This is a genomic window from Devosia sp. ZB163 (genome assembly GCF_028613635.1).
Taxonomy (GTDB): domain Bacteria; phylum Pseudomonadota; class Alphaproteobacteria; order Rhizobiales; family Devosiaceae; genus Devosia_A.
The window spans coordinates 248,244-269,945 of record NZ_JAQRMY010000002.1; the positions used below are offsets into that span (position 1 = coordinate 248,244).

Here is a 21,702-nt window from a genome sequence, read left to right on the forward strand (position 1 = left end):
GTGCTCATGAGTTCTTCATCTCCCGCGAGCGGGCGAAGGCGAACAGCAACGCGATCGCGACGACCAGCGCCAGCATCAGCGTCACCGCCATCGCCGAGCCGAGCCCGCCCTGGGCCCGCTCGATGCCGACGCGGCGGATATGGAAAGTGAGGACGTTGGTGGCATTCACCGGTCCGCCCTGAGTGATCAGCGCCACCGGCTCGAACACCTGCACGGCATTGATGATGCAGATCACGGCCGAGAACAGCAGCGTGTTGCTCAGCATCGGAAGCGTGATCGAGAAGAACCGCTGCACCGGGTTCGCCCCGTCGATCTTGGCCGCCTCATAGAGCGACTCCGGGATCTGCGTCAGCCCGGCGACGGCAAGCACGGTGAAGTACCCCACCTGCTGCCAGACATTGAGGATCACGATCGAGACCAGCGCTGTCTGCGGCGCGCTCAGCCAGGTCTGCGGCGGAATACCGACCCAGCCCAGGATCTGGTTCAGCGGCCCCTCGGTCGGCGAGTAGAGCTTGGAGAACACCAGCGCCACCGCGATCATCGGCACCATGTAGGTCGAGAACAGCACGGTCCGGAGGAACACCCCGCCCGGCGCGATCTTCTGGTGCACGAGCAGTCCGAGCATCACCGACAGCGGCAGGATGATCAGCACCGACAGCACGGTGTAGATCGCCGTGTTGACCAGCGCCGCCTTGAAATCGCGACCCACCGAATTGTTGGCGAAGATGTCGATGAAGTTCTGCACGCCCACGAACGTGGCGGTCTCGAACCCCGTCTGCGTCGACCAGTTCTGGAAGCTGAGCCAGATGGTGAGCAGCATGGGGATGACGATGAAGACGCCGAGCAGCCCGGTTGCGGGCGCGAGCATCATGATCGCCGATCGGTGCTGGTTTGAAGTCATCGTACTCGTAACGTTCGTCGCATGTCGGCGCTTGGGCGCGATGCTGGTGCGAGGGTCTCCCTCCCCTTCGCGGGGAGGGGACAGGGGTGGAGGTGTTCCCCCACCGGTGGTAGAGGGCGGGTTGCCCCGCCCTCCCATAGTTACTTCGCGTTGCGCTCGAGGATTTCGGTCGCGTCAGCCTGCGCCGTCGCAGCAGCATCAGCCGCCGACACCTGGCCGAACTGGATGGCCTCGAGGGTCTTCTGCAGCGACTCCGAGAACTCCTGGCCGCCCAGCACCACCGGGAACGGCTTGGCGTTGGCGAGCGTGTCCGTGTAGCCCTTGAGGAACGGGTCGCTGGCGAGCCGCTCGGCAAAGGCCGCGCCGTCCGAAGTCCGCGACGGGAGGATGCCCATCGACATCAGGATATCGCCCATCGCCGAAGCGCCGTCCGGACCGGACTCGGGCCCGTTGAGCCAGTTGAGGAAGTCCCACGCAGCGGCCTGTTCCTCGGCCGAAGCCTTGGCGTTGACCACGGTCATCCACGAGTACGAGATCGAGCGGGCGGTATCGCCCGACGGGCCAACCGGGATCGGCGCGGTCGCGACATTGGCGAAGTCATCGCCCATGCCGGCCTTGAGCGCGGATTCCCACCAGTTCGCCATGATGATCATGCCGGTCTTGCCCGACACGAAGCTGTCGAGGAACGGCCCGGTGGTGTTGGCATCGGCCGTGGCCATCGCCGGATCGGAATAGCCCGACTTGATAAGCTTCTCGTAGAGCTCGAAGGTCTGCTTGGCCGCTTCGCTGTCGAGCGTCGGCTTGCCGTCGACCACGAGGTCGCCGCCGTTGGAGACGAGCAGCGAGGAGAACGGGTGCAGCACGCCGGCGGCCCACGAGTTGATCAGGCCGAAGCCCTGCTGGCCCTTGGACTTGTCGGTCAGCTTCTCGGCGGCGGCGAGGAATTCGTCCCAGGTCTTGGGCGCCTCGGTGATGCCGGCCTCTTCGAACAGCTTCTTGTTGTAGTTGAGCGCGTAGACGTCGATCTCGTTCGGGATGCCGTAGAGCGTGCCGCCGATCGAGGCGGCGCCGATCACACCAGCGGGCCAGTTGGCCCTGACGTCGGCAGCAATCGCCTCGGGAACCGGCGCAACCAGCTGGTCCTTGGCGAGGTCCGGCAGCCAGGCATCATAGATGCCGGCAATGGTCGCACCGCCAGCGCCGCCACCCGAAGTGCGCAGCGTCGTGAGCAGGTCGCCGAACGGAACGGCGCGCACGGTGATCTTGGTGTCGGGGTGAGCCGCCGTATAGGTCGCGGCGGCAGCTTCCAGCTTCGCCACGGTATCGGGGGCCCAGTGGGTGAGGAACGACACATCCGCGGCCTGGACCAGCGCGGTGCTCGATAGCAGGACAGCGGCGGTGCCGATGGCACCCAGCGAAGCCCGGAACAGCATGTTTGGATTCTCCCTGTTGACCGGGCACGCTTCATGCCCGGCTGACGTTATAGAGTTATGACGTTATAACGACTTTGGTCAAGAGCCTGTGCGTGTGACGATCCAATGGGAGCCCACGGGCATGGCTGGGGCTCTGGTCGCCGGTGGGTCGACACGGACCAGAGGCGTGCTGTTCCTCCGCCTTTTGACCAAGATGCGACCCAAACTTTGTATGTTGGGAAAGGACTCGCACATACCGTCCCGAAGCCCTCAGTAGCTCCCTTCAGGTGCGCGATGACACAGCTGTCGGCTTGTTTGAGCCTCGCGCCCGTTTGGGCCTAGAAAATGGCGAGCTGGATCGACAACGTCCCGATCCTCTGGCTCGCAATCGCAATCCTCTTGTGCATGAGCCTCGCGGCGGTGGTCGGTTTCTGGGCGCGCCGATCGTTCATGAAGGATCAGGGCGATCCCGATACTTCAGGGCAGGAGGCCTACATCGTCTCCGCCGTCCTGGGACTGCTTGCTCTGCTCATGGGCTTCACCCTCTCGCTATCCCTCGATCGGTTTGAAACGCGCCGGGCCCTGGTCCTCGAAGAAGCGAACGCCATTGGCACTGCCTACCTGCGCACCCAGTTGCTCCGCGAACCGCATCGCGGCCGGCTCACCGATCTCTTGGTTTCCTACATCGACAACCGCCTCGCCTTCGCCAAAACCGACAGCGCCGATGAGCGTCGCGAGCGTCTTGCGGCCGACGACCAGCTCACCGTGGATCTTTGGGCAGCAACCGCCGCGGCTTTTGATGAGATCCGGTCTACTGCCTTCTCCACCGGCTATCTCGACTCCATCAACGCGGTGCTCGACCTCGATACCTCGCGCCGAACGGCGGGAGCCGCCCGGGTCCCGGCGGAGGTGTTCGGCATGCTCGCCCTGTTCACGCTGGTTGCGAGTGGCCTCCTCGGCTTTGTTCTCACTGGGCCGCGGCGGCGCATCACGGCCACCTTCCTGCTGCTGCTTATGGCACTCGCCCTTTCACTGATGCTCGATATCGACCGCCCATCGGCCGGCCTGGTGGTGGAGTGGCAGGAGCCGCTCGAGGCCCTGCGTGCCTCGATTTCGGCGCACCCGCCCGATGCGTACGACCGCTGGCGAACGCCGCCGGCCTAGCCCGAAAGCGTGTCCACCTTACGTAGGGCAGGGAAGAGCCTGGCCCAGATGAGGACGACCGCGATCGTCCCGAGCCCGCCAAAGGCGACCGCTGCAACCGGCCCGATCACCCCGGCAAGGACACCGGACCTGAACTCGCCCAGCTGGTTCGATGTGCCGATGAACAGCGAGTTGACCGCGTTGACCCGGCCGCGCATGTGCTCCGGCGTCAGTAGCTGAACCAGCGAGCTGCGCACCACGACGCTCACCGTGTCCGCCCCACCGAGGATGACCAGCATGGCGATCGAGAGAATGATGTCGGTGGAGTATGCAAAGACCACCGTCGCCGCGCCGAAGATCGCGACCGCCCACAGCATCTTGATCCCGACCTTGCTCTGCAGCGGGAAGCGCGCGAGCAGCAGCGACATTGCCACCGCCCCCACCGCCGGCGCCATGCGGAGAAAGCCCAGCGCCCACGGTCCGGCATGGAGGATGTCGCGGGCATAGACCGGGAGCAGGGCGGTCGCGCCACCCAGCAGCACGGCGAACAGATCGAGCGAGATCGTCCCCAGCATTACCGGCTTGCTCTTGATGAAGGCGACGCCCGCGAACACCGACTCGAAGGTCACCGGCGGCCGTGCCGTCGTGACTTCGGGCCGCGGAATCGAGATCACGTTGTAGCTCGCCGCAAGGAACAGCACGCCCGAAACGAGGAACGGCACCACGGGCCCCAGTCCGTAAAGCAGTCCGCCCGCCGCCGGCCCGATGATCAGCGCCGTCTGCATCACCGATGTCGATGTCGCCACCGCCTGTTGCAGTTGCGGCATGGGCACGATGCCGGGCAGCAGCGCCGCCATGGTCGGGCGCTCGAAGGCAGCTGCCGCGCCCATCACCGCCACTGCGGCGAAGATCCCCCAGGTCGGCAGCCAACCCTGCCACACACCAAGCGCGACGAAGCCCATCGTCACCGCCTCGATGATCTGGCAGATGAGCCCGATCTGGCGCCGGTCGAACTGATCCGCCACCTGTCCGGCGACGAAGGTCAGCACCAGCATGGGCAGGAACTGGAACAGCCCCACCATGCCGAGGTCGAACGGGTTGCGCGTCCGGTCATAGACCAGCCAGCCGATAGCCACCGCCGACCCCTGGAACGCTATCGAAGACAGCGCTCGGGAGGACAGGAAGTGCCGGAAGGGGCTGAGCTTTAGGACGTGTGGGGCGGGACTCGACATAGGCAGGATGCAGTCCTGCCACGGCCCCCGCGATCCTACAACTCATCCCTTCGGCGCCATGCCGACATAGTTGTCATACAGGTTTCGGAGACTTGTATGTTGACAATCCGACGACCCCTCAACTAACCAATTCGACAGGGGAGGGATTGGTAAAGCACACATCGATGTGCAGCCGGCCCGCGGCTGTTGCTTCGCGCCATCAGTTGGCGCGCGATAGATTTGGCTTGCCGCGAAATGGTGCGGTCGCCACTACAGTCGATGTCCCGTCTATTATTGTCCATACGTGCCTGAGAGTCCTGAAAGCTCATACGGGAGGATAATGATGTTTCAGATGACCAAGCTCGCCGCTGCGGCCCTTGTGGCTGCCGCCATGTCCATCGGCCCTGTGACGGCACAGACCGTCCTGGTCGCTTCCGACACGCATCCGGACGGTTACCCGACGGTCGAGGCCGTCAAGCATTTCGGCCAGCTCGTCAGCGAGCGCACTGATGGCCGCTATTCGGTCGACATGAAGTTCGGCGCCCAGCTCGGTCAGGAGGCCGACACCGTCGAGCAGGTCCGCGCCGGCGCCATCGCCATCAACCGCACCTCGCTCGGTCCGTGGAACGGCCTCGTCAAGCAGACCATCGTGCCGTCGCTGCCCTATATCTTCCGTGACACCGCCCATGCGCGCGCCGTCATGAGCGGCCCGATCGGGGATGAGATCCTTGCCGCCTTCGAGCCCTACGGTGTCGTCGGCCTCGCCTTCTACGATGGCGGCGCCCGCTCGTTCTATACGTCGAAGAAGCAGATCACCTCGGTGGATGACCTAAAGGGCATGAAGCTCAGGACCATGCAGTCCGACATCTTCGTGGACATGATGGCCGCCTTCGGTGCCACCGCGACACCCATGCCTTACGGCGAAGTCTACTCCGCCATCGAGACCGGCGTGGTCGATGGCGCCGAGAACAACTTCCCCAGCTACGACACCGCCAAGCACTCTGAAGTGGCCAAGTTCTACACCCTCGACGAACACCTGATTGTCCCGGAGGTCCTGGTCATGTCCAAGATCGTCTGGGACACGATCAGCCCCGAGGACCAGGCGATCATCAAGGCCGCCGCCAAGGAGAGCGTCGCCAAGCAGTATGAGCTTTGGGACGCCAAGGTCGCGGAGTCGCGCAAGATCGTCGAAGCCTCCGGCTCGACCATCGCCGACGTCGCCAACAAACAGGCCTTCGTCGATGCCGTGAAGCCGGTCTACGACAAGTACGCCGCAGATCCCGACCTCAAGGCCCTGATCGAGAAGATTCAGGCGCTTCAGTAAGCCTCTCGGTGCCGGGGCGATTGTCCCGGTACCGTCGGCCGTCGGGGAGGGACGTCCAATTGACTTTGATCGATGAGGCGGTCGCATCACGGCCGCGCCTGCGCCGGCTCGCGAGGGTCCTGTCCGCCACCAGCACCGCCGCGCTCTACCTGGCCGGCCTGCTGCTGGTGCTGATGACTATCTTCGTGGGCTGGCAGGTTTTTACCCGCTACGTGCTCAACTGGTCGAACGCCTGGACCGAACCGGCGGCCGTCCTGCTCATGAGCTGGTTCATCTTCCTGGGCTCGGCCGTCGGCATCCGCGAGAACTACCACCTCGGCTTCGATGTGCTGCTCTACGTGCTGCCCAAGGGCGGCAAGAAGTACCTGCGCACCATCTCCGACTTCGTCGTCCTCGCCTTCGCTATCGGCATGGTCGTCTACGGCATGCAACTGGTGATGCTCTCCTGGGCCGCCCGCATGCCCACGCTCGGCGTGCCAGAAGGGACCAAGTACCTGCCGGTCGTCGTCGGCGGCGTGCTGATCGTCCTCTTTTGCCTCGAGCGCCTCGTCGTCCGCTGGTCCGGCGTCGACATCGACCGCGACGTGAACGTCGACCTCGACGAAGTTCCCGTGGCCGCTGCGGTCAAGGAGGCATAGTCCGATGGAACTCTGGGTGCTTTTCGGCTCCTTCACGCTGCTCATGCTGATCGGAACCCCGATCGCCTTCTGCCTCGGCGTCTCGGCCTTCGCCACCGCGCTCTTCATGAAGCTGCCCCCTCTGGTGATCTTCCAGCAGGTCAATTCCGGCATGAGCATCTTCACGCTGCTCGCCGTCCCCTTCTTCATCTATGCCGGCGATCTCATGGTGCGCGGCGGCATCGCCCAGCGCATCGTCGCCTTTGCCGGCTCGCTCGTCGGCCACCTGCGCGGCGGCCTCGGCCAGGTCAATATCGCCGCCTCGACCCTCTTCGGCGGCATCTCAGGCTCCGCAGTGGCCGAGGCTGCAGCTGTCGGCGGCCTGATGATCCCGCAAATGAAGCAGCGCGGCTATGGCGCCGACTATGCGGTGAACATCACCTCCATGGCCGCGCTCATCGCGCTGCTCCTGCCGCCCAGCCACAACATGATCATCTATTCGATCTCGGCAGGCGGAAAGATCTCGATCGCCGACCTCTTCACCGCCGGCATCATTCCCGGCCTGCTCTTTGCCGCCTCGCTCATGGTCGTCGCCTACTTCGTCGCCCGCAAGCGTGGCTATCCAACAGAGGCGTTTCCGGGCTTCCGCAAGGTCGGACAGCTATTCCTCGTATCGCTGCCGGGCCTGCTGCTCATCGCCATCATCTTCGGCGGCGTGCGCTCGGGCATCTTCACCGCGACCGAAAGCTCGTGCATCGCCGTCTTCTACGCGCTGCTCGTGACCATCCTCGCCTACCGCAACATGAACTGGACCAACTTCGTCCATGCGACCCTCGGTGCGGTGCGGACGACCGCCATGGTGCTGCTCATCATCGGCACCGCCGCCGCCTTCTCCTACCTCATGGCCCGCCTCAGCGTGCCGGCGCTGCTGATCGAATTCCTCAACAACATTTCGTCCGACCCACTGGTCATCCTGCTTCTGCTCAACGTGCTGATGCTGTTCCTCGGCACGTTCATGGATATGGGTCCGATGATCATCATCACCACGCCCATCTTCCTGCCCGTGGTCCAGGCCTATGGCATCGACCCCGTGCATTTCGGCGTCATCATGATCCTCAACCTCGGTATCGGGCTCAATACGCCGCCGGTCGGTGCCGTGCAGTTCGTCGCCTGCGCCGTCGGCAAGATCACCGTCTGGCAGGCCATGCGCTCGATCTGGCCGTTCTACTTCGCGAGCCTCATCGTGCTCGCCCTCGTCACCTACATCCCCGCCATCTCGCTGTGGCTGCCGGGCGTCTTCAGGGGCCACTGACCATGACTTCCGAACTCGGGCGCCCAGTGCTGGCGCCGCGCCCCAAGCTCTCCGTCCGTCTCATCGATGCATTGCGCACCGATATCGAATCCGGCCGAGTACAGGGTGGCCAGAAGCTCCCCAGCGAGGTGCAGCTCACCGTCAAGTTCGGCGTGTCGCGCACCGTCGTGCGCGAGGCGCTGGCGGCGCTCGCTGCCGACGGATTGGTGGAAACGCGCCAGGGCTCCGGCGCCTTCGCCGTGCAGCAGCGCTTCTCGGCCTTCAGCAATCTGGCTGCCGACAAGATTTCGATCGCGATCAACGTGCTCGAGGTCCGCATGGGCATCGAGATCGAGAGTGCCGGGCTCGCTGCCCAGCGCCGGAACCCGTCGCAGGACGCGGCCATCCACGAGGCCTACTACGAGTTCGATCGGCTGCTTGCGCTCAACGAAGCAACCGGCAAGTCCGATTTCGCCTTCCATCGCGCCATCGCCGCCGCCACCAACAATCCGTTCTACATCGAGGTGCTCGAAGCGCTGGGCACGCGCACCATTCCCTGCGACGTCACTTCTCCCTGGGGAACGGACAGCATGCTGACCCTCGACTACCAGATGGGGCTGCAGGTCGAGCATGCCCGGATCATGGACGCGATCTCGGCCGGCGACGCGGGTGAGGCGCGTGCCGCCATGCGGGACCACCTGACCAACAGCCAGCAACGCTACCGCGCCCGTCTGCAACGCCCCACCGCCACTCTACCTAGGACTTGATGATGGCCGACCACACCGACTATGACATCCGGTGGGCCATTGATCCCACCTCCGCAGCCCGCATGGGGACCGACGAACTCCGGAGCAACTTCCTCATCGAGGACCTGTTCACCCCCGGTCGCATCCGTCTCACCTATTCGCACTACGACCGCATGACCGTCGGCGGCGCCGTGCCGCTGGGCTCGCCTCTCGCCCTCGAAACCATCAAGCCCACCGGCACCGCCAACTTCCTCGACCGCCGCGAACTCATCGCCGTCAATGTCGGCGGCCCCGGAACGGTGACTGCCGACGGCGAGCGCTTCGATGTCGGCCAGCGCGACATGGTCTATCTCGGCATGGGCCTTAAGGACGTGACCTTCGCCTCCACCGATGCTGTGATCCCCGCGAAATTCTACCTCCTCAGTGGCCCGGCACACGCCAGCCACCCGGTGCGGCTCCTCCGCATCGCCGATGCGAAGCGCCTCGATCTCGGCGCCCCCGAGACCTCGAACCAGCGCTCGATCTTCCAGTTCATCCACGCCGACAGCCCGGCCCGAACCTGCCAGCTCGTCGTCGGGCTCACCACCTTCGCCCCCGGCTCGATCTGGAACACCATGCCCCCGCACGTGCACGACCGGCGGATGGAGGCCTACCTCTATTTCGATCTCCCCGAGAGCGCCCGCGTTTTCCACATGATGGGCGAGCCCACCGAAACCCGGCATCTCGTTGTCGCCAATGAGCAGGCCATCCTGTCGCCAGCCTGGTCGATCCACTCGGGGGTTGGGACCGCCGCCTATGCCTTCGTCTGGGCCATGGCTGGCGACAACGTCGACTACACCGATGTCGACCCCGCTCCGGTGACGGCGCTCCGCTGATGGATCTCTCCGCTTTCAGCCTCGAAGGCCGCACCGTCCTGGTCACCGGTGCCAATACCGGAACAGGGCAGGGCATCTGCGTTGCCGCTGCCAAAGCCGGAGCCACCGTGCTCGGCGTCGGCCGGTCCTCGCTCGACGAGACCGCCACGTTGGTGGGCGATGCCTTCCATCCGATCACCTGTGATCTCGCCGATCATGCGTCGGCCCTCGCCATGCTCGGACAAGCCGAGCGCCGGCACGGCCCGCTCTTCGGCCTCGTCAACAACGCCGGCATCATCCGCCGTGCCGACAGCGTTGATCACTCGGAATCCGACTGGGACGATGTCATGGATATCAACCTCAAGGCGGTCTTCCTCTTGAGCCAGGCCTTCGCCCGCACCGCCATCGCAGAGGGGCGCACGGCCAAGATCGTCAACATCGCCTCATTGCTGAGCTTCCAGGGCGGCATCCGCGTCGCCGCCTACACGGCCAGCAAACACGGGGTAGCTGGCCTCACCAAGGTAATGGCCAACGAGTGGGCCGCCAAAGGCATCAACGTGAACGCCATCGCCCCCGGCTATGTCGAAAGCAACAACACCGAGGCCCTGCGTGCCGATCCGGACCGCTCGACCGCCATCCTCGCCCGCATCCCCGCCGGCCGCTGGGGCCGCCCCGCCGACATCGGCGCGGCCACGGTCTTCCTGCTCGCCCCGGCCTCTGATTACATGCACGGCACGATCGTGCCCGTCGACGGCGGCTGGCTCGCGCGCTAACGCGGGGCCTTGCCGATACGTCACTGAATTCTCAGAGGAAAGAAGCTGGCTGGGGAACCTGGATACCCAGCGAGTGCCGCAAATGCGCGAGCTAAGTGTTTGCCGAGTAAGAACATTGTTGCATCGCAAGGCGTTAGCGTTAGAAGGGGTGCTACAGTTCCCTGCTACAGTCGTGACCTCTTCAGTGCCTCGCCCGACGAACTTACACCGGCGCCCAAGCGGCATCTACTACGCCCGCATCCATATCCCGACGGACCTCGTTCAGGTCATCGGAAAGAAGGACAAATGGGTTTCTCTGAGGACCAATGACCCGGAGGAGGCAAAGCGTCGACTGATCGCCGTCCAGGACGAGTGGGCAACCACGTTCGAAGACTTGAGGCGCGAGCGCGAGCTTACTGAGACGGACTTCGCTGTCGCCGTTCACGAGCATTTCTCGACGAAGGTAATGGAGGGTGACCGTGAGCGAGCTGCCCGACCGACGCCTGATGAAGTTATGGCGGCGTTTGACGCGGCCGTAGAAAAAGGCCGCAAAGAGCGTCTAGGCGCGAACGCATTCGACATGATCAACATCATGACCGACGTCGAGATCCTCGCGGGAAAGTCGCGATGGGCCGCAGATCGCCGAACCCGCCGTCTCGCCCGACTTCGCCACGACTTGGGTCTCGGCGACACGCGTCTGATTGAGCCGGAGGTCGATGCCTTCCTGAGTGGGAAGCACGTGCGAATTGTGAGAGGTAGCCTGCAGTATCGGGAACTTTGCCAGAGGCTTATGCGGGCAGAGATCCAGCAGCTGGAGATCTACGCTCAGCGAGATCGCGGTGACTTTGGGGCTAAGCCGACCGACGATATCATCGAGGCGGCCGCCGAGGTGGTCGAACGACTTTCGGCCGCAGGCACCGCGCAGTTGGGTCCTGCGCGCGGTATCATGGATCTGTTTTCGAACTACGAACGCGAGCGAGTTGCCCGACCAGAAAGCACGCTACAAGCTAAGCGCGATGTTCAGCATTTCGTCGACTTTCTCGGTGCGGGAGCCGGGCCCACCAAGATGACGCGGGCAGCTGTGCGCGATTGGAAGGAGGTCCTCATGGACTATCCAGTTCGCGCTAGCGACACGAACATCTTCAGGGGTCTTGCTGCTCGCGAGATCGTTGCGTTGAACAAGACCTTGAAGGAACCCAAGCCGACACTGGCACACCAGACGATACGTCGCGCCATGGGCAGCTTGAACGGGTTTTGCACTTGGCTGGTCAACAACGATTACCTCGAGTCCAACCCTGTGGCTGGTCTCATTCCCGAGAAGGCTCCGCCAACGAACAAGCGCTCCTCACTCGATCACGAAGCACTAGCGCTGCTTTTTCAGTCTCCACTCTTCACGACTGCACGAAGCGATCAATGGCGTCACCTGCATGAGGTGGGCAACATAGCTGTGCGGGACCATCGCTATTGGATCCCTTGGATCATGCTCTACAGTGGAGCGCGGCCCGGGGAGATAGCTCAACTCTACGTCGATGACATCCGTCTGGAGCGGAACATATGGGTCATGCAGATCGTGGACGAGGAGGGGACCGGCAAGCGCGTTAAGCGCGGCAGCTCCCGCAGGGTGGTGCCAATACACTCGCGTTTGATCGCGATGGGCTTCCTTGTGCACGTCGAACGGCAACGAGCAGCCGGGAAGGCCCAGGTCTTCCCGGAAGTGGAAATCCCTAAGGAAGGCCAGATAGCGGCGCAGTTCTCCAGGGAGTTCAATCGCTACCTTGCCAACGTGGGAGTGAAGAAGGACCGGCGCATCGTTGCCTACAGCCTGCGGCACACTTTTATCGATGAGGCTCGCAAAGCAGAGCATCTCGACGACGCTATCGCCATCATAGTTGGGCATGAGACAGGCAACAGCAAGAAGACTATGACTAGCGGCTATGGCGCAGAACAGCACGGAACACTGGAGTGGCGGCAGCGCTTGGTAGAGTCGGTCCGATACCCCTCCTTGGAGCGCCCGCCTGCCTAGGCCTTTTGAGACCGGTCGGTCCACTGTCGTCGACGTATCCAGCTACTTTACGAGGTCGCAGGTAAAGCACGGGGCGAAGCCGTCAAATGGATAGCTGAACATCAGTAGGAGCGACGGTAATCCGCTTCAAAACCGGCGTGCTCTGCTAGTTCATCAAGGATTTGGATCACCAGGGACAACAGCAGTCGGACGCGCTCCGGATCGTCCCAGGTAGCATGGCCGTGCTTGCCGCCATGGAACAGGTTGTTCCTGACCGTGTTCGACAGCGTAACAACCTTTTTCAGATCGCAATCGGCCGCCGCGAACGTCACCGGAGCGAACTCGAGATCGGCCGCTCCCACGATCTGGCGTTGCGGCGCCGCTTCAATAAGAGCGGAGCCAGAGTTCGAGAGGACGTATGCTTCGGCATGGTTATCGATGAAGCGATCCCAGCTTGCCTCTGCTTTTGCACCGACCTTCTTGCTCTTCAGGTAGCCACACTCCTTCAGAGCGAACTCGAACCTAGAGAACCAGTAGAAGAACTCGAACGATAGGTCGTGCAAACCATCGGAGATGCCAGCTCGCTTCATCCGTCCCCTCCAAGAGAACCAGTGCTCGCTTCGCTCGCCTGCGCGGCCTTCGGCCTTGCCGGTCGCCTTCGGCGACCACCATATAGAACGTCTAGAGAAGGATGGGGCGTTGCCTGTCTGAGTTTCCCATAGCTTACAACTGCAGCCTGTTCGGGCGGCAGTCGACATGCTTGGCGGTGAAGCTCAGGTTACTAGCCATCCTCGCTTCGCGAGCAACAGCACCTGCCGGATCAGACCGTCTCGGCGGGACTTTTGCGGACCCTGGACTAGGCGGTCCGGAAAGAGTCCGGCGGCACCCAGTTCGCGTAACTTAGCTGATCTAGCAGTGACTTGCCAACATAGTCGATGGCACCCGCCTCGTAACTTACGGTCTTGACATCTACGTCACCTGCAGGGACGAGATCCTGCCATAGCTCGTTTGCCCATCTGTCGAACTTTTCTCCTTGCCTGCGGCGCTCGTCGTCGTCTGCCATCCAGAAGTGGACCAGGCCGTGCCAGTGAGGATTTACGCCCGGCTTCTCGAGCGTATAGAGGCAAAATAGCTGGTTGTCCGGAACATTGAACCAGTTGCTGCCGATCACCCTGCGCTGCATTCGTGCGTCCCACTCCTTGAGTTTGTCACGGAGTGGCTCAACTGCCGAGTCTGAAAGGCCGCGAACCGGACGCCCGCTACCCGGCTGGTTGAAAGTGAGGGTCACGAAGCGATCCCACTTCCATTGACCGATCCATTCCCGCCACTCGGCGGCTATTCTCACGGCGTCGGCAGTAGCGGGGGCGGCGAAAGTTCTTGAGAGCATCGCGGCTCTAGAGCGGATTCGACTGGCTGATGGCAAGTCCCGCAGATAGATACGCCCATCGTAGCAGGGGGATTAGCCTGCCGCCGTTGTGAGCGAGGTGTTGGCACCGGCGGCTTGCGCTCGCGGCAACACTGCTATCGTAACGAAGATCAATGTTGCGATGCCGCCGAGAATGGTCATCAGCCATAGTGCCGCTGTGGTGCCAAGGGCTCCCATCACGATAGCGAGGCAGAAGGGTGAGACTGCGGAGGCGATCTGCCTCGCCGAAGAGAGCCAGCCAAGCCGGCTTCCGTAGTTCTCTCGCCCAAGCAGTTGCAACGGCAGCGCACCGGCGACAATGCTGGTCAACCCGGACCCAAGGCCGAATAGAACGGCGAATAGAATAGACCCGATCAAGGATGGAGCGGTTAGCGCGACCACGGCCACTGCCAAAGGCGGCAGCACGGCCGTGATGATGGCGAGGCGAGTGGACAAGAGGTTCTTGCCAAGAACCATGTTGGCTAGACGGCTTAGCACCTGCGCCGGGCCGAAGAGGGTGGTGATGAGCAGTATGTTGCTTCCAAGTCCCAAGCCCGTCAGTAGCGGAATGATTTGCATGAGGATAGCCGCCAGGATGAAACCCTCGATGGCAAACCCAAACAGCATAAGCACGAAACCTACGCTGCGGTGACGCCCGTGCAGCGTATCGGTGACTGCTGCAGCGGTCATCCCCGTGTCTAATACGGGTTCAACCTGCGCTTTGGCCGCGCGGCCTAGACAGAAGTGAAGCGGAGCGCAGACAAGCAGGTTGAGCGCTGCGAACACCACGTATACGCCGTGCCAATCCATGTGCTCGAGCAGCAGGCTGGTGATCGGCCAGAAGATTGTCGAAGCGAAACCCGCGATCAGCGTCAGGTGCGTTATGCTGCGCTGAGCACCTTGGCCCCCGACCTGGACCAGCGCTGCGAAGGCGGTGGAATAGAGAACGAAGCTTGAGGCGATTTCCATTGCCACTAGGGCAGCAGCGTAAGCGATGCCGGTGCTGGAAAGTGCAGCTGCGACGAGGGTGACAGCCGCCGCGACAGATCCCAGCACCATCACCCGGGCAGCACCGAACCTGTCGGCCACGTGCCCGGCATATGGGGCGAGAAATCCCCCCGCGAGCAAGGCGATCGTCAGCGCCGCGTAGACCCACTCCGAGGACCAATTGAACTCCTGCCCGATGGCCGGCGCCAGCACGCTGAACGAGTAGTAGAGCGTGCCATACCCGATGATCTGAGTGACACCGAGCGCCCAGATGGCCCTGGCAGGAATTCTGGTGGTCATGGTCAAGCCGGTTCAGCTTCGTTGATGGTCGTTCTGTCCGGTGTGGCGCCCGTCGCGCATCCGCAGCCGGCCTCGCCTTCAGCCTTGGTCACCTCATCGGCGGCACAGCAGGACGACGTGCTGGTGGCCGGGCCGCCGCAGCAGGACGAACCCGTGACCGGCGCGGGGGTGCCGCAACAGGAGGAGGCCGCCGGCGACGAGCCATCGCCGAAGCTAACACTGCAAACGCCGGTTTCTGGCAGCGCGAGGTGGACTTCGCGCGCCGCGACGTGATCGCCAGCAAGCTCGGCCACCACCGAACGGGCCTGCTCAAACCCGGTCGCCATCAGGAAGGTCGGAGCGCGGCCATAGCTCTTGGAGCCGATGATGAAGAAGTTTGCCTCAGGTTGAGTAAGTTCGACGACGCCGTGCGGCGGCACCGTGCCGCAGCTATGGAAGTTCGGGTCGATGAGTGGCGACAGCGCGGGGGGAGCCTCAGTGGCCGGATCGACCGAAACACGCAGCTCGGACAGCATGTCGAGGTCTGGACGGAACCCTGTTGCGACAACAATGCGATCCACCATAAGCGTCGTCTGCGTCTGGTTGAGGGTGCCGACAACGGCGACCCTGCCATCTGCCTTCTCCAGACGAGTGGCTGCGAAGGGGGCTAGCACCTGGAGGCGACCGGTGTCGATTGCCTTCTTGGCAGCGAGGCCTAGTGCTCCGCGCTCGGGGAGCTGATCATTCAGGCCGCCGCCGAGCAGGCGCTCGATGCGGTTGCGCCGCAGGGCCCAGAGCACGCGGGTGCCCGGCTCCTGGTCCTGCAAACTGAGCAGCGCCAATGCGATGTTGATTGCGGAATGCCCGCTACCAACCACCAACACGGTCTTGTTGGCGTAACTCTCCCGCGAACCGCCGAGCACATCCGGGATGCCATAGTCGATGAAGTCTGCCGCCGCTCGCTCGCCGAGCACCGGCAGGCCATCCACGCCCATCGGGTTCGGGCGCTTCCAGGTTCCTGAGGCGTCAATCACTGCCCGGACGACGGTTGCTTGCTCGTTACCGTTCGCGTCGGTCCAGCGCACCTCGAATGGCGCCCTTTCGCGATCCCGGTTCGAGACCTTGTCGAGACCGACACGCGTGATCGCCGTGACGCGGGCCGATAGCTTGATGCAGGGCGCCAAGGTCGGCAGTCCGGCCAGCGGCTCCAGATACTGCTCAACGATCTGACGTCCCGTGGGAAGCTCCGTCAGCTCCGGCGCGTCCCATCCCGCTGCCTCCAGTAGCGACCGGGCAGCGCCATCGACGTTGTATTCCCAAGGAGAGAAGACGCGGACGTGGCCCCAATCCAGCAGGGAAGCGCCCACCGAAGCACCGCGCTCGAAAACGATCGGCGTCAGTCCCCGGCTGACGAGATGGGCGGCCGCAGCGAGACCCACCGGGCCGGCGCCGATAACCGCAACAGGGAGATTGGTTTCCAACTTCATCGCAAACCTTCCTAGTTTCTAGAAATATCGAATTTATGACGAAGAGAAGAAGCTCACGCCGCTTCCGTGGTATCCTCCGACGCCGAAGCGCAGCCGCCAGCGTCGGCGCAGCACTCATCAGCAAGGTAGCCGATGAGCCCGTTCATGCTGGTATAGTTTGCCCGACAGATAAGGGTCGTCGCCTGCCGCTCCTGGCTAACCAGGTCGACGTCGATCAGCTTCTTGAGATGATGCGACAGGGTCGACGACGGGATGTCGAGCTTGAGCTGCAGCTTCCCGACCGGCAGGCCGTTGTCGCCTGCACGAACCAGCGTCCGGTAGATGGTCAACCGCGTCGGGTTGCCGAGAGCTTCGAGCTGTGAGGCTGCTGTTTCGATGTTCATAGAAATAGCATGCCAGCCGCAAAGACGACGGTCAAGCCTATTTCGAGAGTTATGGAAGTAGGTGAGCAGCGAGGTCGACGGAAGAAAGCGGAAGCGGCTCTGTCGGGGTTTCCACTCCTTCGACCAGTTCGAGTCCCCACCACCCCACCGAATGCCACCTGCCGTGCTTGAAGCCGACATTGCGGTAGATGCCGACGGGCACGAACCCCATAGCCACGTGCAACCCTACGCTGCCGGCGTTAGGCAGCGCGATCCCGGCAAAGGCGGAGTGAAATCCCTGGGTTCGCAGGATGGACAGGAGCGGCCCATAGAGGGCACGACCTACACCGGTTCGACGCGCCTGCAGCGCCACATAGACGGTCACGTCGACCGACCACCGATACGCCGCCCGTTCGCGGTGCTTGCTCGCATAGGCATAGCCGACGACTTCGCCGGCACGCTCGGCGACAAGGTAGGGATGCGAGGAAATCGTGCTGCGGATACGCTCGGCCATCACGGCGCCGCTCGGCGGCTCGGTTTCGAACGAAACAGATGTGTCCCTGACGATCGGCGCGTAGATGGCGGCGATGGACTCGCCGTCGTCCGGCTGGGCCGCACGCACTGCCATCATCGGATCAGCCGATTCGGTTGCCCCCGGCATCAATCACCACCTCGCCGTCTTCCTTCACGAAAGGACCGATATCCGGATTCTGGAGGATGTCGAGCACTAGTTCGGAAGGCCGGCAAAGACGAACGCCTCTGGTCGTGACGACAAACGGGCGATTGATCAGGACCGGATGCGCCACCATTGCATCAAGCAGGGCCTCGTCGGACACCGAAGCGTCAGACAGGCCCAACGAGTCGTAAGGCGTGTCCTTTTGCCGGACGGCTTGCCTGACGGTGAGACCCGCCTCTCTGATCAGCCAAATCAGCCGCTCCTTGGCCGGCGGATGCTTCAGGTATTCGATGACCTCCGGCTTTTCCTCGCTCTGGCGGATCATGGCCAAGGTGTTGCGAGACGTGCCGCAGTCCGGATTGTGATAGATCGTCGTCACTCTGCGACCTCAACCGGTTTGAAAAGCCAGCCCGCGAGGCCGAGCGCCAGAAGCGCACCCAGGAACTGGGCGATGATGAAGCCGGGAGCGTCGGCCGGGCGGATCCCCGAAAATGTGTCGGTGAGGGCGCGGGCAATGGTGACGGCCGGGTTCGCAAACGATGTCGAAGCGGTGAACCAGTAAGCCGCCGTGATGTAGAGCCCGACAAGAGCAGGGATCGACTGGGGTCTGGCTCGCAAGCCGCCAAGTATCACCGCGACCAACCCGAAAGCTGCCACCGCCTCGGAGAACCACTGCGAGGTCCCCGTGCGCACATGCGTGGCAACCTGCAGCGCCGGTAGATCGAACATCAGGTGGGCGACCATGCTGCCGACAATTCCACCCACCACCTGGGCGATCACGTAAAGGGCGGCCGACGTCCAGTCGATCTCCTTCCTGATCGCAAATACTGCGGTCACGGCCGGATTGAAATGCGCTCCGGAAATAGGGCCGAGAACGGTTATCAGGACGAAGAGGATAGCGCCGGTAGGGATGGTGTTCCCCATCAGCGCCATTGCGGTGTCCGAGGTGAGCTGGTCGGCCATAATGCCGGAGCCCACCACCGTAGCGACGAGAAGTCCGGTGCCGATGGTTTCGGCAGCGAGGCGTCTGGCGAGAGTCATGCGGCGCCGGAAGCCTTCGTCGTCGAACCATCCATCGCGCCGATGCCACGTAGCTTCGAGCCCAACGCCATATGGTCGATGCTCTCGAGCGGCAGGTTGATGAAGGCGGCGATGCGGTTACGCATGAAGCGGAGCGCATCCTCGAACGCCTGGCGTTGCTTGAACTCCGGGCCCTCCACGGCGGCAGGGTCTTCAATGCCCCAGTGCGCCGTCATTGGCTGCCCTGGCCAGATCGGGCACGTTTCGCCGGCGGCGTTGTCGCAGACCGTGAACACGAAGTCCATCTTGGGTGCGGCGGGTCCGGCAAACTCCTCCCACGACTTCGACCGCAGGCCGTCAATTGGGATTCCCGCCTCCCGAAGGATGTTCAGGGTCATCGGATGGATTTTGCCCTTCGGCATGCTGCCAGCCGAGAAGCCCCGGAAATGGCCATTGCCGACATGATTGAGCACAGCCTCTCCCAACACGGAGCGTGCGGAGTTTCCGGTGCAGAGGAACAGAACGTTGTAGACGCGATCAGCAGCAGGCATCGGTTGCCTCCTTCGGGGTGCAGCAGGGGGAGAACTCGGCGACAAGCGGCTCGCACAGCTCGGGTCGGCCGCCGCAGCAATCATTGACGAGGAAACTCGCGATCTCGCGGACCTTGTCTATCTCGGCTCGGTAGATGATCGAGCGGCTATGCCGCTCTGACGAAATGAGGCCCGCGCGTGCCAGCACTGCCAGGTGCGTGGACATCGTGTTCTGCGGGACTTCAAGCCGCCGGGCGACCTCGCCCGCTGGCAGGCCATTCGGCTCGTGCCTCATGACCAATTTGAAGGCGTCGAGCCTGGTCCGTTGACCGAGTGCAACAAGCACGTCGATTGCATCATTGGATTCCATGCATCGAGGATTATCGATGCAATGAGCCGGCGTCCAATGAAGGTTTTATGACGGCGCCAGGCGAGGCACCGCTGGGCCGACGCGGTCTGCTATCGAAGGTCCCATTCTCGCCGGCATCGGACTCTCAAACAGTAGCCAGCATCCAGTGCTTTGGGCACATTGTTCCTAAGGTCGAGGGAAGAGCGACCAGGCGATTGCACAAGAAGCGGAGGCTTGGCGGCGCGGTGCTGACGCGAGACGCCGAGCCGGCGAGGCATTGCCCCTCCGCCCTCTCTCCTCGAATCTATTCGGACTCCTGCGTCCTCGCTGAGCGTCACGAGAACTTGGGTGCCGAGGACGGGCCCTGCGGGCAGGAATTGCATGCTTCTAGGCTCCAGATCGGGAGTGTCCGCCGGAGACACTAGTAACTCGGCAAATAGCTATTCTGACTTGGCTTGCGGCGGTTTCCCTGCTCCATGCTCGGTGCGACGCGAAGAGTGCACAATACCTATTTCGTGTATTTGGAAGACTAGACGACAATCTGCGACATCCGGTGCTCCAAAGGGTGCCCAGTTGATGGGGCTACAAGTTGACACTTCGCCAAAAAGTGGATTTCTGGGTATTTCTGTCAACCAACGTCAACTTAGTGTAATGCCATTCAATCATCCCCTTAGAACCGACTGACACTCCCTGGTTGACATGGGCGCCCGGCTATCATGCCTAAGTTGTCATTTCGGATCGGGAAGTTGGCGTTTTGCTTGAATAGGTTGACGCCGTGTCAACTTGAGGCACGCGTCGGGAGAGGAGGATTGGATCCCCGACGTCGGTGGACACAGCCTCGATCCCCGTCGCGTCTGCCCACCTTTCCTAGGACTTCGTTGTCTGATCAGGAACTGAGCCATTCCTGGACGGCAGTGCGATGCGCACTTTCGGGTTTGCTTCCTCGCGGTCGACTTCGACGCTGTCGATGGCATCGCAAAGCTCACGTAGCGATCTGCTTCCATAGAACCTCGGATCGAACGTTGGTGATGCTTCTCGCAACTCCTGTCCCAGCTTCGAGATGTCCACCCACTGTCGTGCAGCACCAAGGCGGACAAGGGCGTTGAGGACGCGATCCTCTGCATCGCTGGGCGGGCGCTTCCAGACGTCTGTTCCAGCGGCAGCGCCGGTCGATAGGATCAGCGAACTCAGTTCGTCGAAGGTAAGAAAGGACGAGCAACTGGCTCGCAGCGATGCAGCAGCGCTGGCGTGTCCGACCCCATGCACCGTTGCGCCCGAACGCCGAATGCGGTGGGCGAGCGCCGAGAAGTCGGAATCGCTGCTGATGAGCACGTAGTGATCGGGACGCTCCGTATGGATCAGGTCCATTGCTCGCACTATCAGCGAGGTGTCGGCGGCGTTCTTACCATTGCTAGTGCGATAGTGCTGGAAGCCGATGACGCCGTGCTCCTTCATCTGGGCGGACCACCCGGCGGCATGACTGCTTGCGAAGTTCGCAAACACCTCAATGGACGTCACACGCCCGAGGCTCGAGGCATAGCGCACCAACGCACCGGTAAGGCGCGGAGGCACGTTGTCTCCATCGACGAGGACGGCACAGCGTGCATTTCGGGAGCTGGTTGTCCGGCTGAAGTAGTCGAGCCATTCCTTACCGGCCATGCCTAACCTCGTGCCAGCTGGCCGAAGGACCAGGCCGCGAGAAGAGAAGACGAAGCTGTTGCGTGCGCTCAAGCGTGGGCATGGGGTCCGTATCATTGGAGGCCATCTGGATCACCTCGAGCCAGAATAGTTCGTTTCGCGACACCGTAATGGTAGTTCCGATAGTCCTCTCCCTCACTTGCCGAACACCCCGAAAATGGCGGTGCGAGCGCGGCGGGTCATCGGAGGATCGCTCATGTCGGAGGCCTCCCGGATGGCGGTGACCCACCCCATTTCGTGCTGCGTTACCGCATTGCTGAGGATCGACACGATCGCCTGCGCCTCGGTGTTGCCCACCATCTGTTCGAGGGCCAGGAGCAGCAGGTAGGCGGGATCGACCTCCAAGGCCTTGGCAAGAGCAGACACCCGGTCGATCGGGAGACGGTTGCTGCCGGCCTTGATCATCGCCAACATGTTGACATTGATGAAGCCGGCCTGGGTGGCGATCTCGGCCTGCGTCTTGGTGGGACGAAGCTCGAGAATACGCTTGGCGAGATATGCGGTGAGGCGAGTGCCTGCGAAAGGCTTGGACAAGACGTTTCTCCTATAAAAACAAGTGCTTAAATCACTCACTTGCTTTATAGTGTTGGGATCGTTGGGAGCGCTTCGAGTGCTTCCCTGTCCTTGTCTTGAGTATCGAGCGCCGCTCGAAGAAG

Annotated in this window: 23 protein-coding genes; 8 read left to right on the top strand and 15 right to left on the bottom strand. The window is 62.7% G+C overall.

Annotated elements, in window-relative coordinates; genetic code table 11:
• Positions 1-4 precede the first annotated feature (4 nt).
• Positions 5-871 (bottom strand): carbohydrate ABC transporter permease, encoded by an 867-nt coding sequence (locus PRN20_RS09450; protein WP_273957070.1) that lies wholly within the window; start codon positions 869-871, stop codon positions 5-7.
• 170 nt (positions 872-1,041) lie between these two features.
• Positions 1,042-2,334 (bottom strand): ABC transporter substrate-binding protein, encoded by a 1,293-nt coding sequence (locus tag PRN20_RS09455; protein WP_273957071.1) that lies wholly within the window; start codon positions 2,332-2,334, stop codon positions 1,042-1,044.
• A gap of 384 nt (positions 2,335-2,718) precedes the next feature.
• On the opposite strand from PRN20_RS09455, the gene PRN20_RS09460 reads away from it, so the two are divergent.
• The gene (locus tag PRN20_RS09460; protein WP_273957073.1) at positions 2,719-3,477 is read left to right on the top strand and encodes a bestrophin-like domain; all 759 of its coding nucleotides are present in this window, start codon (positions 2,719-2,721) and stop codon (positions 3,475-3,477) included.
• Here PRN20_RS09460 and PRN20_RS09465 read toward each other — a convergent pair.
• Positions 3,474-4,688: an MFS transporter gene (locus tag PRN20_RS09465; RefSeq protein ID WP_273957074.1), complete on the bottom strand. Its 1,215-nt coding sequence runs from the start codon at positions 4,686-4,688 to the stop codon at positions 3,474-3,476. The two genes, PRN20_RS09460 and PRN20_RS09465, sit on opposite strands and share 4 nt — an antisense overlap.
• Before the next feature lie 322 nt (positions 4,689-5,010).
• Between PRN20_RS09465 and PRN20_RS09470 the strand changes: the two genes are divergently transcribed.
• The 7 genes from PRN20_RS09470 (at position 5,011) to PRN20_RS09500 (ending at position 12,274) form a co-directional block, all read left to right on the top strand.
• Complete coding sequence (locus PRN20_RS09470; protein WP_273957075.1) at positions 5,011-5,991, top strand: TRAP transporter substrate-binding protein; 981 nt, start codon at positions 5,011-5,013, stop codon at positions 5,989-5,991.
• A 68-nt stretch (positions 5,992-6,059) separates the two neighbouring features.
• Positions 6,060-6,629 carry a TRAP transporter small permease gene (locus tag PRN20_RS09475; RefSeq protein WP_443112565.1) on the top strand — a complete coding sequence of 190 codons (570 nt, stop codon included), beginning with the start codon at positions 6,060-6,062 and terminating at the stop codon, positions 6,627-6,629.
• A gap of 4 nt (positions 6,630-6,633) precedes the next feature.
• Positions 6,634-7,920, top strand: coding sequence for a TRAP transporter large permease (locus PRN20_RS09480; protein ID WP_273957077.1), 1,287 nt, complete (start codon positions 6,634-6,636; stop codon positions 7,918-7,920).
• 2 nt (positions 7,921-7,922) lie between these two features.
• Positions 7,923-8,666 carry a FadR/GntR family transcriptional regulator gene (locus PRN20_RS09485; RefSeq protein ID WP_273957078.1) on the top strand — a complete coding sequence of 248 codons (744 nt, stop codon included), beginning with the start codon at positions 7,923-7,925 and terminating at the stop codon, positions 8,664-8,666.
• Positions 8,666-9,520, top strand: a complete 855-nt coding sequence (gene kduI, locus PRN20_RS09490) for a 5-dehydro-4-deoxy-D-glucuronate isomerase (protein WP_273957079.1) — start codon at positions 8,666-8,668, stop codon at positions 9,518-9,520. The genes PRN20_RS09485 and kduI overlap by 1 nt, the downstream gene beginning before the upstream one ends.
• Positions 9,520-10,272, top strand: a complete 753-nt coding sequence (gene kduD, locus PRN20_RS09495) for a 2-dehydro-3-deoxy-D-gluconate 5-dehydrogenase KduD (protein ID WP_273957080.1) — start codon at positions 9,520-9,522, stop codon at positions 10,270-10,272. Before kduI ends, kduD begins: the two co-directional genes overlap by 1 nt.
• Positions 10,273-10,354: 82 nt before the next feature.
• The gene (locus tag PRN20_RS09500) at positions 10,355-12,274 is read left to right on the top strand and encodes a DUF6538 domain-containing protein (RefSeq protein WP_273957082.1); all 1,920 of its coding nucleotides are present in this window, start codon (positions 10,355-10,357) and stop codon (positions 12,272-12,274) included.
• 101 nt (positions 12,275-12,375) lie between these two features.
• Here the strand turns inward: PRN20_RS09500 and PRN20_RS09505 are convergent, their stop codons facing one another.
• The 12 genes from PRN20_RS09505 to PRN20_RS09560 all read right to left on the bottom strand — a co-directional run bounded on the left by PRN20_RS09505 (position 12,376) and on the right by PRN20_RS09560 (position 21,580).
• The gene (locus PRN20_RS09505; protein ID WP_273957083.1) at positions 12,376-12,843 is read right to left on the bottom strand and encodes a hypothetical protein; all 468 of its coding nucleotides are present in this window, start codon (positions 12,841-12,843) and stop codon (positions 12,376-12,378) included.
• Positions 12,844-13,109: 266 nt separating this feature from the next.
• A complete protein-coding gene (locus tag PRN20_RS09510) occupies positions 13,110-13,541 on the bottom strand; it encodes a hypothetical protein (RefSeq protein ID WP_273957084.1) in 432 nt (143 codons plus the stop codon).
• Between the two features lie 171 nt (positions 13,542-13,712).
• Positions 13,713-14,945 carry an arsenite efflux MFS transporter ArsK gene (gene arsK / locus PRN20_RS09515; RefSeq protein ID WP_273958052.1) on the bottom strand — a complete coding sequence of 411 codons (1,233 nt, stop codon included), beginning with the start codon at positions 14,943-14,945 and terminating at the stop codon, positions 13,713-13,715.
• Between the two features lie 2 nt (positions 14,946-14,947).
• Positions 14,948-16,411: an NAD(P)-binding domain-containing protein gene (locus PRN20_RS09520; RefSeq protein WP_273957085.1), complete on the bottom strand. Its 1,464-nt coding sequence runs from the start codon at positions 16,409-16,411 to the stop codon at positions 14,948-14,950.
• Positions 16,412-16,464: 53 nt separating this feature from the next.
• A complete protein-coding gene (locus PRN20_RS09525; protein ID WP_273957086.1) occupies positions 16,465-16,794 on the bottom strand; it encodes an ArsR/SmtB family transcription factor in 330 nt (109 codons plus the stop codon).
• A gap of 49 nt (positions 16,795-16,843) precedes the next feature.
• Positions 16,844-17,434: an arsinothricin resistance N-acetyltransferase ArsN1 family B gene (locus tag PRN20_RS09530; protein ID WP_273957087.1), complete on the bottom strand. Its 591-nt coding sequence runs from the start codon at positions 17,432-17,434 to the stop codon at positions 16,844-16,846.
• On the bottom strand, positions 17,409-17,828 hold the full coding sequence (arsC, locus tag PRN20_RS09535; RefSeq protein ID WP_273957088.1) for an arsenate reductase (glutaredoxin): 420 nt from the start codon (positions 17,826-17,828) through the stop codon (positions 17,409-17,411). The genes PRN20_RS09530 and arsC overlap by 26 nt, the downstream gene beginning before the upstream one ends.
• Entirely contained in the window at positions 17,825-18,490 is a 666-nt protein-coding gene (locus tag PRN20_RS09540) for an aquaporin (protein WP_273957089.1), read from the bottom strand. The genes arsC and PRN20_RS09540 overlap by 4 nt, the downstream gene beginning before the upstream one ends.
• Positions 18,487-19,020 carry an arsenate reductase ArsC gene (locus PRN20_RS09545; protein WP_273957090.1) on the bottom strand — a complete coding sequence of 178 codons (534 nt, stop codon included), beginning with the start codon at positions 19,018-19,020 and terminating at the stop codon, positions 18,487-18,489. The genes PRN20_RS09540 and PRN20_RS09545 overlap by 4 nt, the downstream gene beginning before the upstream one ends.
• Complete coding sequence (locus PRN20_RS09550) at positions 19,007-19,369, bottom strand: ArsR/SmtB family transcription factor (RefSeq protein WP_273957091.1); 363 nt, start codon at positions 19,367-19,369, stop codon at positions 19,007-19,009. The genes PRN20_RS09545 and PRN20_RS09550 overlap by 14 nt, the downstream gene beginning before the upstream one ends.
• A gap of 846 nt (positions 19,370-20,215) precedes the next feature.
• Positions 20,216-21,007 (bottom strand): NYN domain-containing protein, encoded by a 792-nt coding sequence (locus PRN20_RS09555; protein WP_273957092.1) that lies wholly within the window; start codon positions 21,005-21,007, stop codon positions 20,216-20,218.
• Positions 21,008-21,181: 174 nt separating this feature from the next.
• Positions 21,182-21,580: a helix-turn-helix domain-containing protein gene (locus PRN20_RS09560; RefSeq protein WP_273957093.1), complete on the bottom strand. Its 399-nt coding sequence runs from the start codon at positions 21,578-21,580 to the stop codon at positions 21,182-21,184.
• Between the last annotated feature and the right edge of the window lie 122 nt (positions 21,581-21,702).

Coding starts and splice junctions, on each gene's coding strand:
- PRN20_RS09450 (WP_273957070.1), bottom strand. CDS start 871: ATGATGCTCGCGCCCGCAACCGGGCTGCTCGGCGTCTTCATCGTCATC.
- PRN20_RS09455 (WP_273957071.1), bottom strand. CDS start 2,334: ATGCTGTTCCGGGCTTCGCTGGGTGCCATCGGCACCGCCGCTGTCCTG.
- PRN20_RS09460 (WP_273957073.1), top strand. CDS start 2,719: ATGAGCCTCGCGGCGGTGGTCGGTTTCTGGGCGCGCCGATCGTTCATG.
- PRN20_RS09465 (WP_273957074.1), bottom strand. CDS start 4,688: ATGTCGAGTCCCGCCCCACACGTCCTAAAGCTCAGCCCCTTCCGGCAC.
- PRN20_RS09470 (WP_273957075.1), top strand. CDS start 5,011: ATGTTTCAGATGACCAAGCTCGCCGCTGCGGCCCTTGTGGCTGCCGCC.
- PRN20_RS09480 (WP_273957077.1), top strand. CDS start 6,634: ATGGAACTCTGGGTGCTTTTCGGCTCCTTCACGCTGCTCATGCTGATC.
- PRN20_RS09485 (WP_273957078.1), top strand. CDS start 7,923: ATGACTTCCGAACTCGGGCGCCCAGTGCTGGCGCCGCGCCCCAAGCTC.
- kduI (WP_273957079.1), top strand. CDS start 8,666: ATGATGGCCGACCACACCGACTATGACATCCGGTGGGCCATTGATCCC.
- kduD (WP_273957080.1), top strand. CDS start 9,520: ATGGATCTCTCCGCTTTCAGCCTCGAAGGCCGCACCGTCCTGGTCACC.
- PRN20_RS09500 (WP_273957082.1), top strand. CDS start 10,355: ATGCGCGAGCTAAGTGTTTGCCGAGTAAGAACATTGTTGCATCGCAAG.
- PRN20_RS09505 (WP_273957083.1), bottom strand. CDS start 12,843: ATGAAGCGAGCTGGCATCTCCGATGGTTTGCACGACCTATCGTTCGAG.
- arsK (WP_273958052.1), bottom strand. CDS start 14,945: ATGACCACCAGAATTCCTGCCAGGGCCATCTGGGCGCTCGGTGTCACT.
- PRN20_RS09520 (WP_273957085.1), bottom strand. CDS start 16,411: ATGAAGTTGGAAACCAATCTCCCTGTTGCGGTTATCGGCGCCGGCCCG.
- PRN20_RS09525 (WP_273957086.1), bottom strand. CDS start 16,794: ATGAACATCGAAACAGCAGCCTCACAGCTCGAAGCTCTCGGCAACCCG.
- PRN20_RS09530 (WP_273957087.1), bottom strand. CDS start 17,434: ATGCCGGGGGCAACCGAATCGGCTGATCCGATGATGGCAGTGCGTGCG.
- PRN20_RS09540 (WP_273957089.1), bottom strand. CDS start 18,490: ATGACTCTCGCCAGACGCCTCGCTGCCGAAACCATCGGCACCGGACTT.
- PRN20_RS09545 (WP_273957090.1), bottom strand. CDS start 19,020: ATGCCTGCTGCTGATCGCGTCTACAACGTTCTGTTCCTCTGCACCGGA.
- PRN20_RS09550 (WP_273957091.1), bottom strand. CDS start 19,369: ATGGAATCCAATGATGCAATCGACGTGCTTGTTGCACTCGGTCAACGG.
- PRN20_RS09555 (WP_273957092.1), bottom strand. CDS start 21,007: ATGGCCGGTAAGGAATGGCTCGACTACTTCAGCCGGACAACCAGCTCC.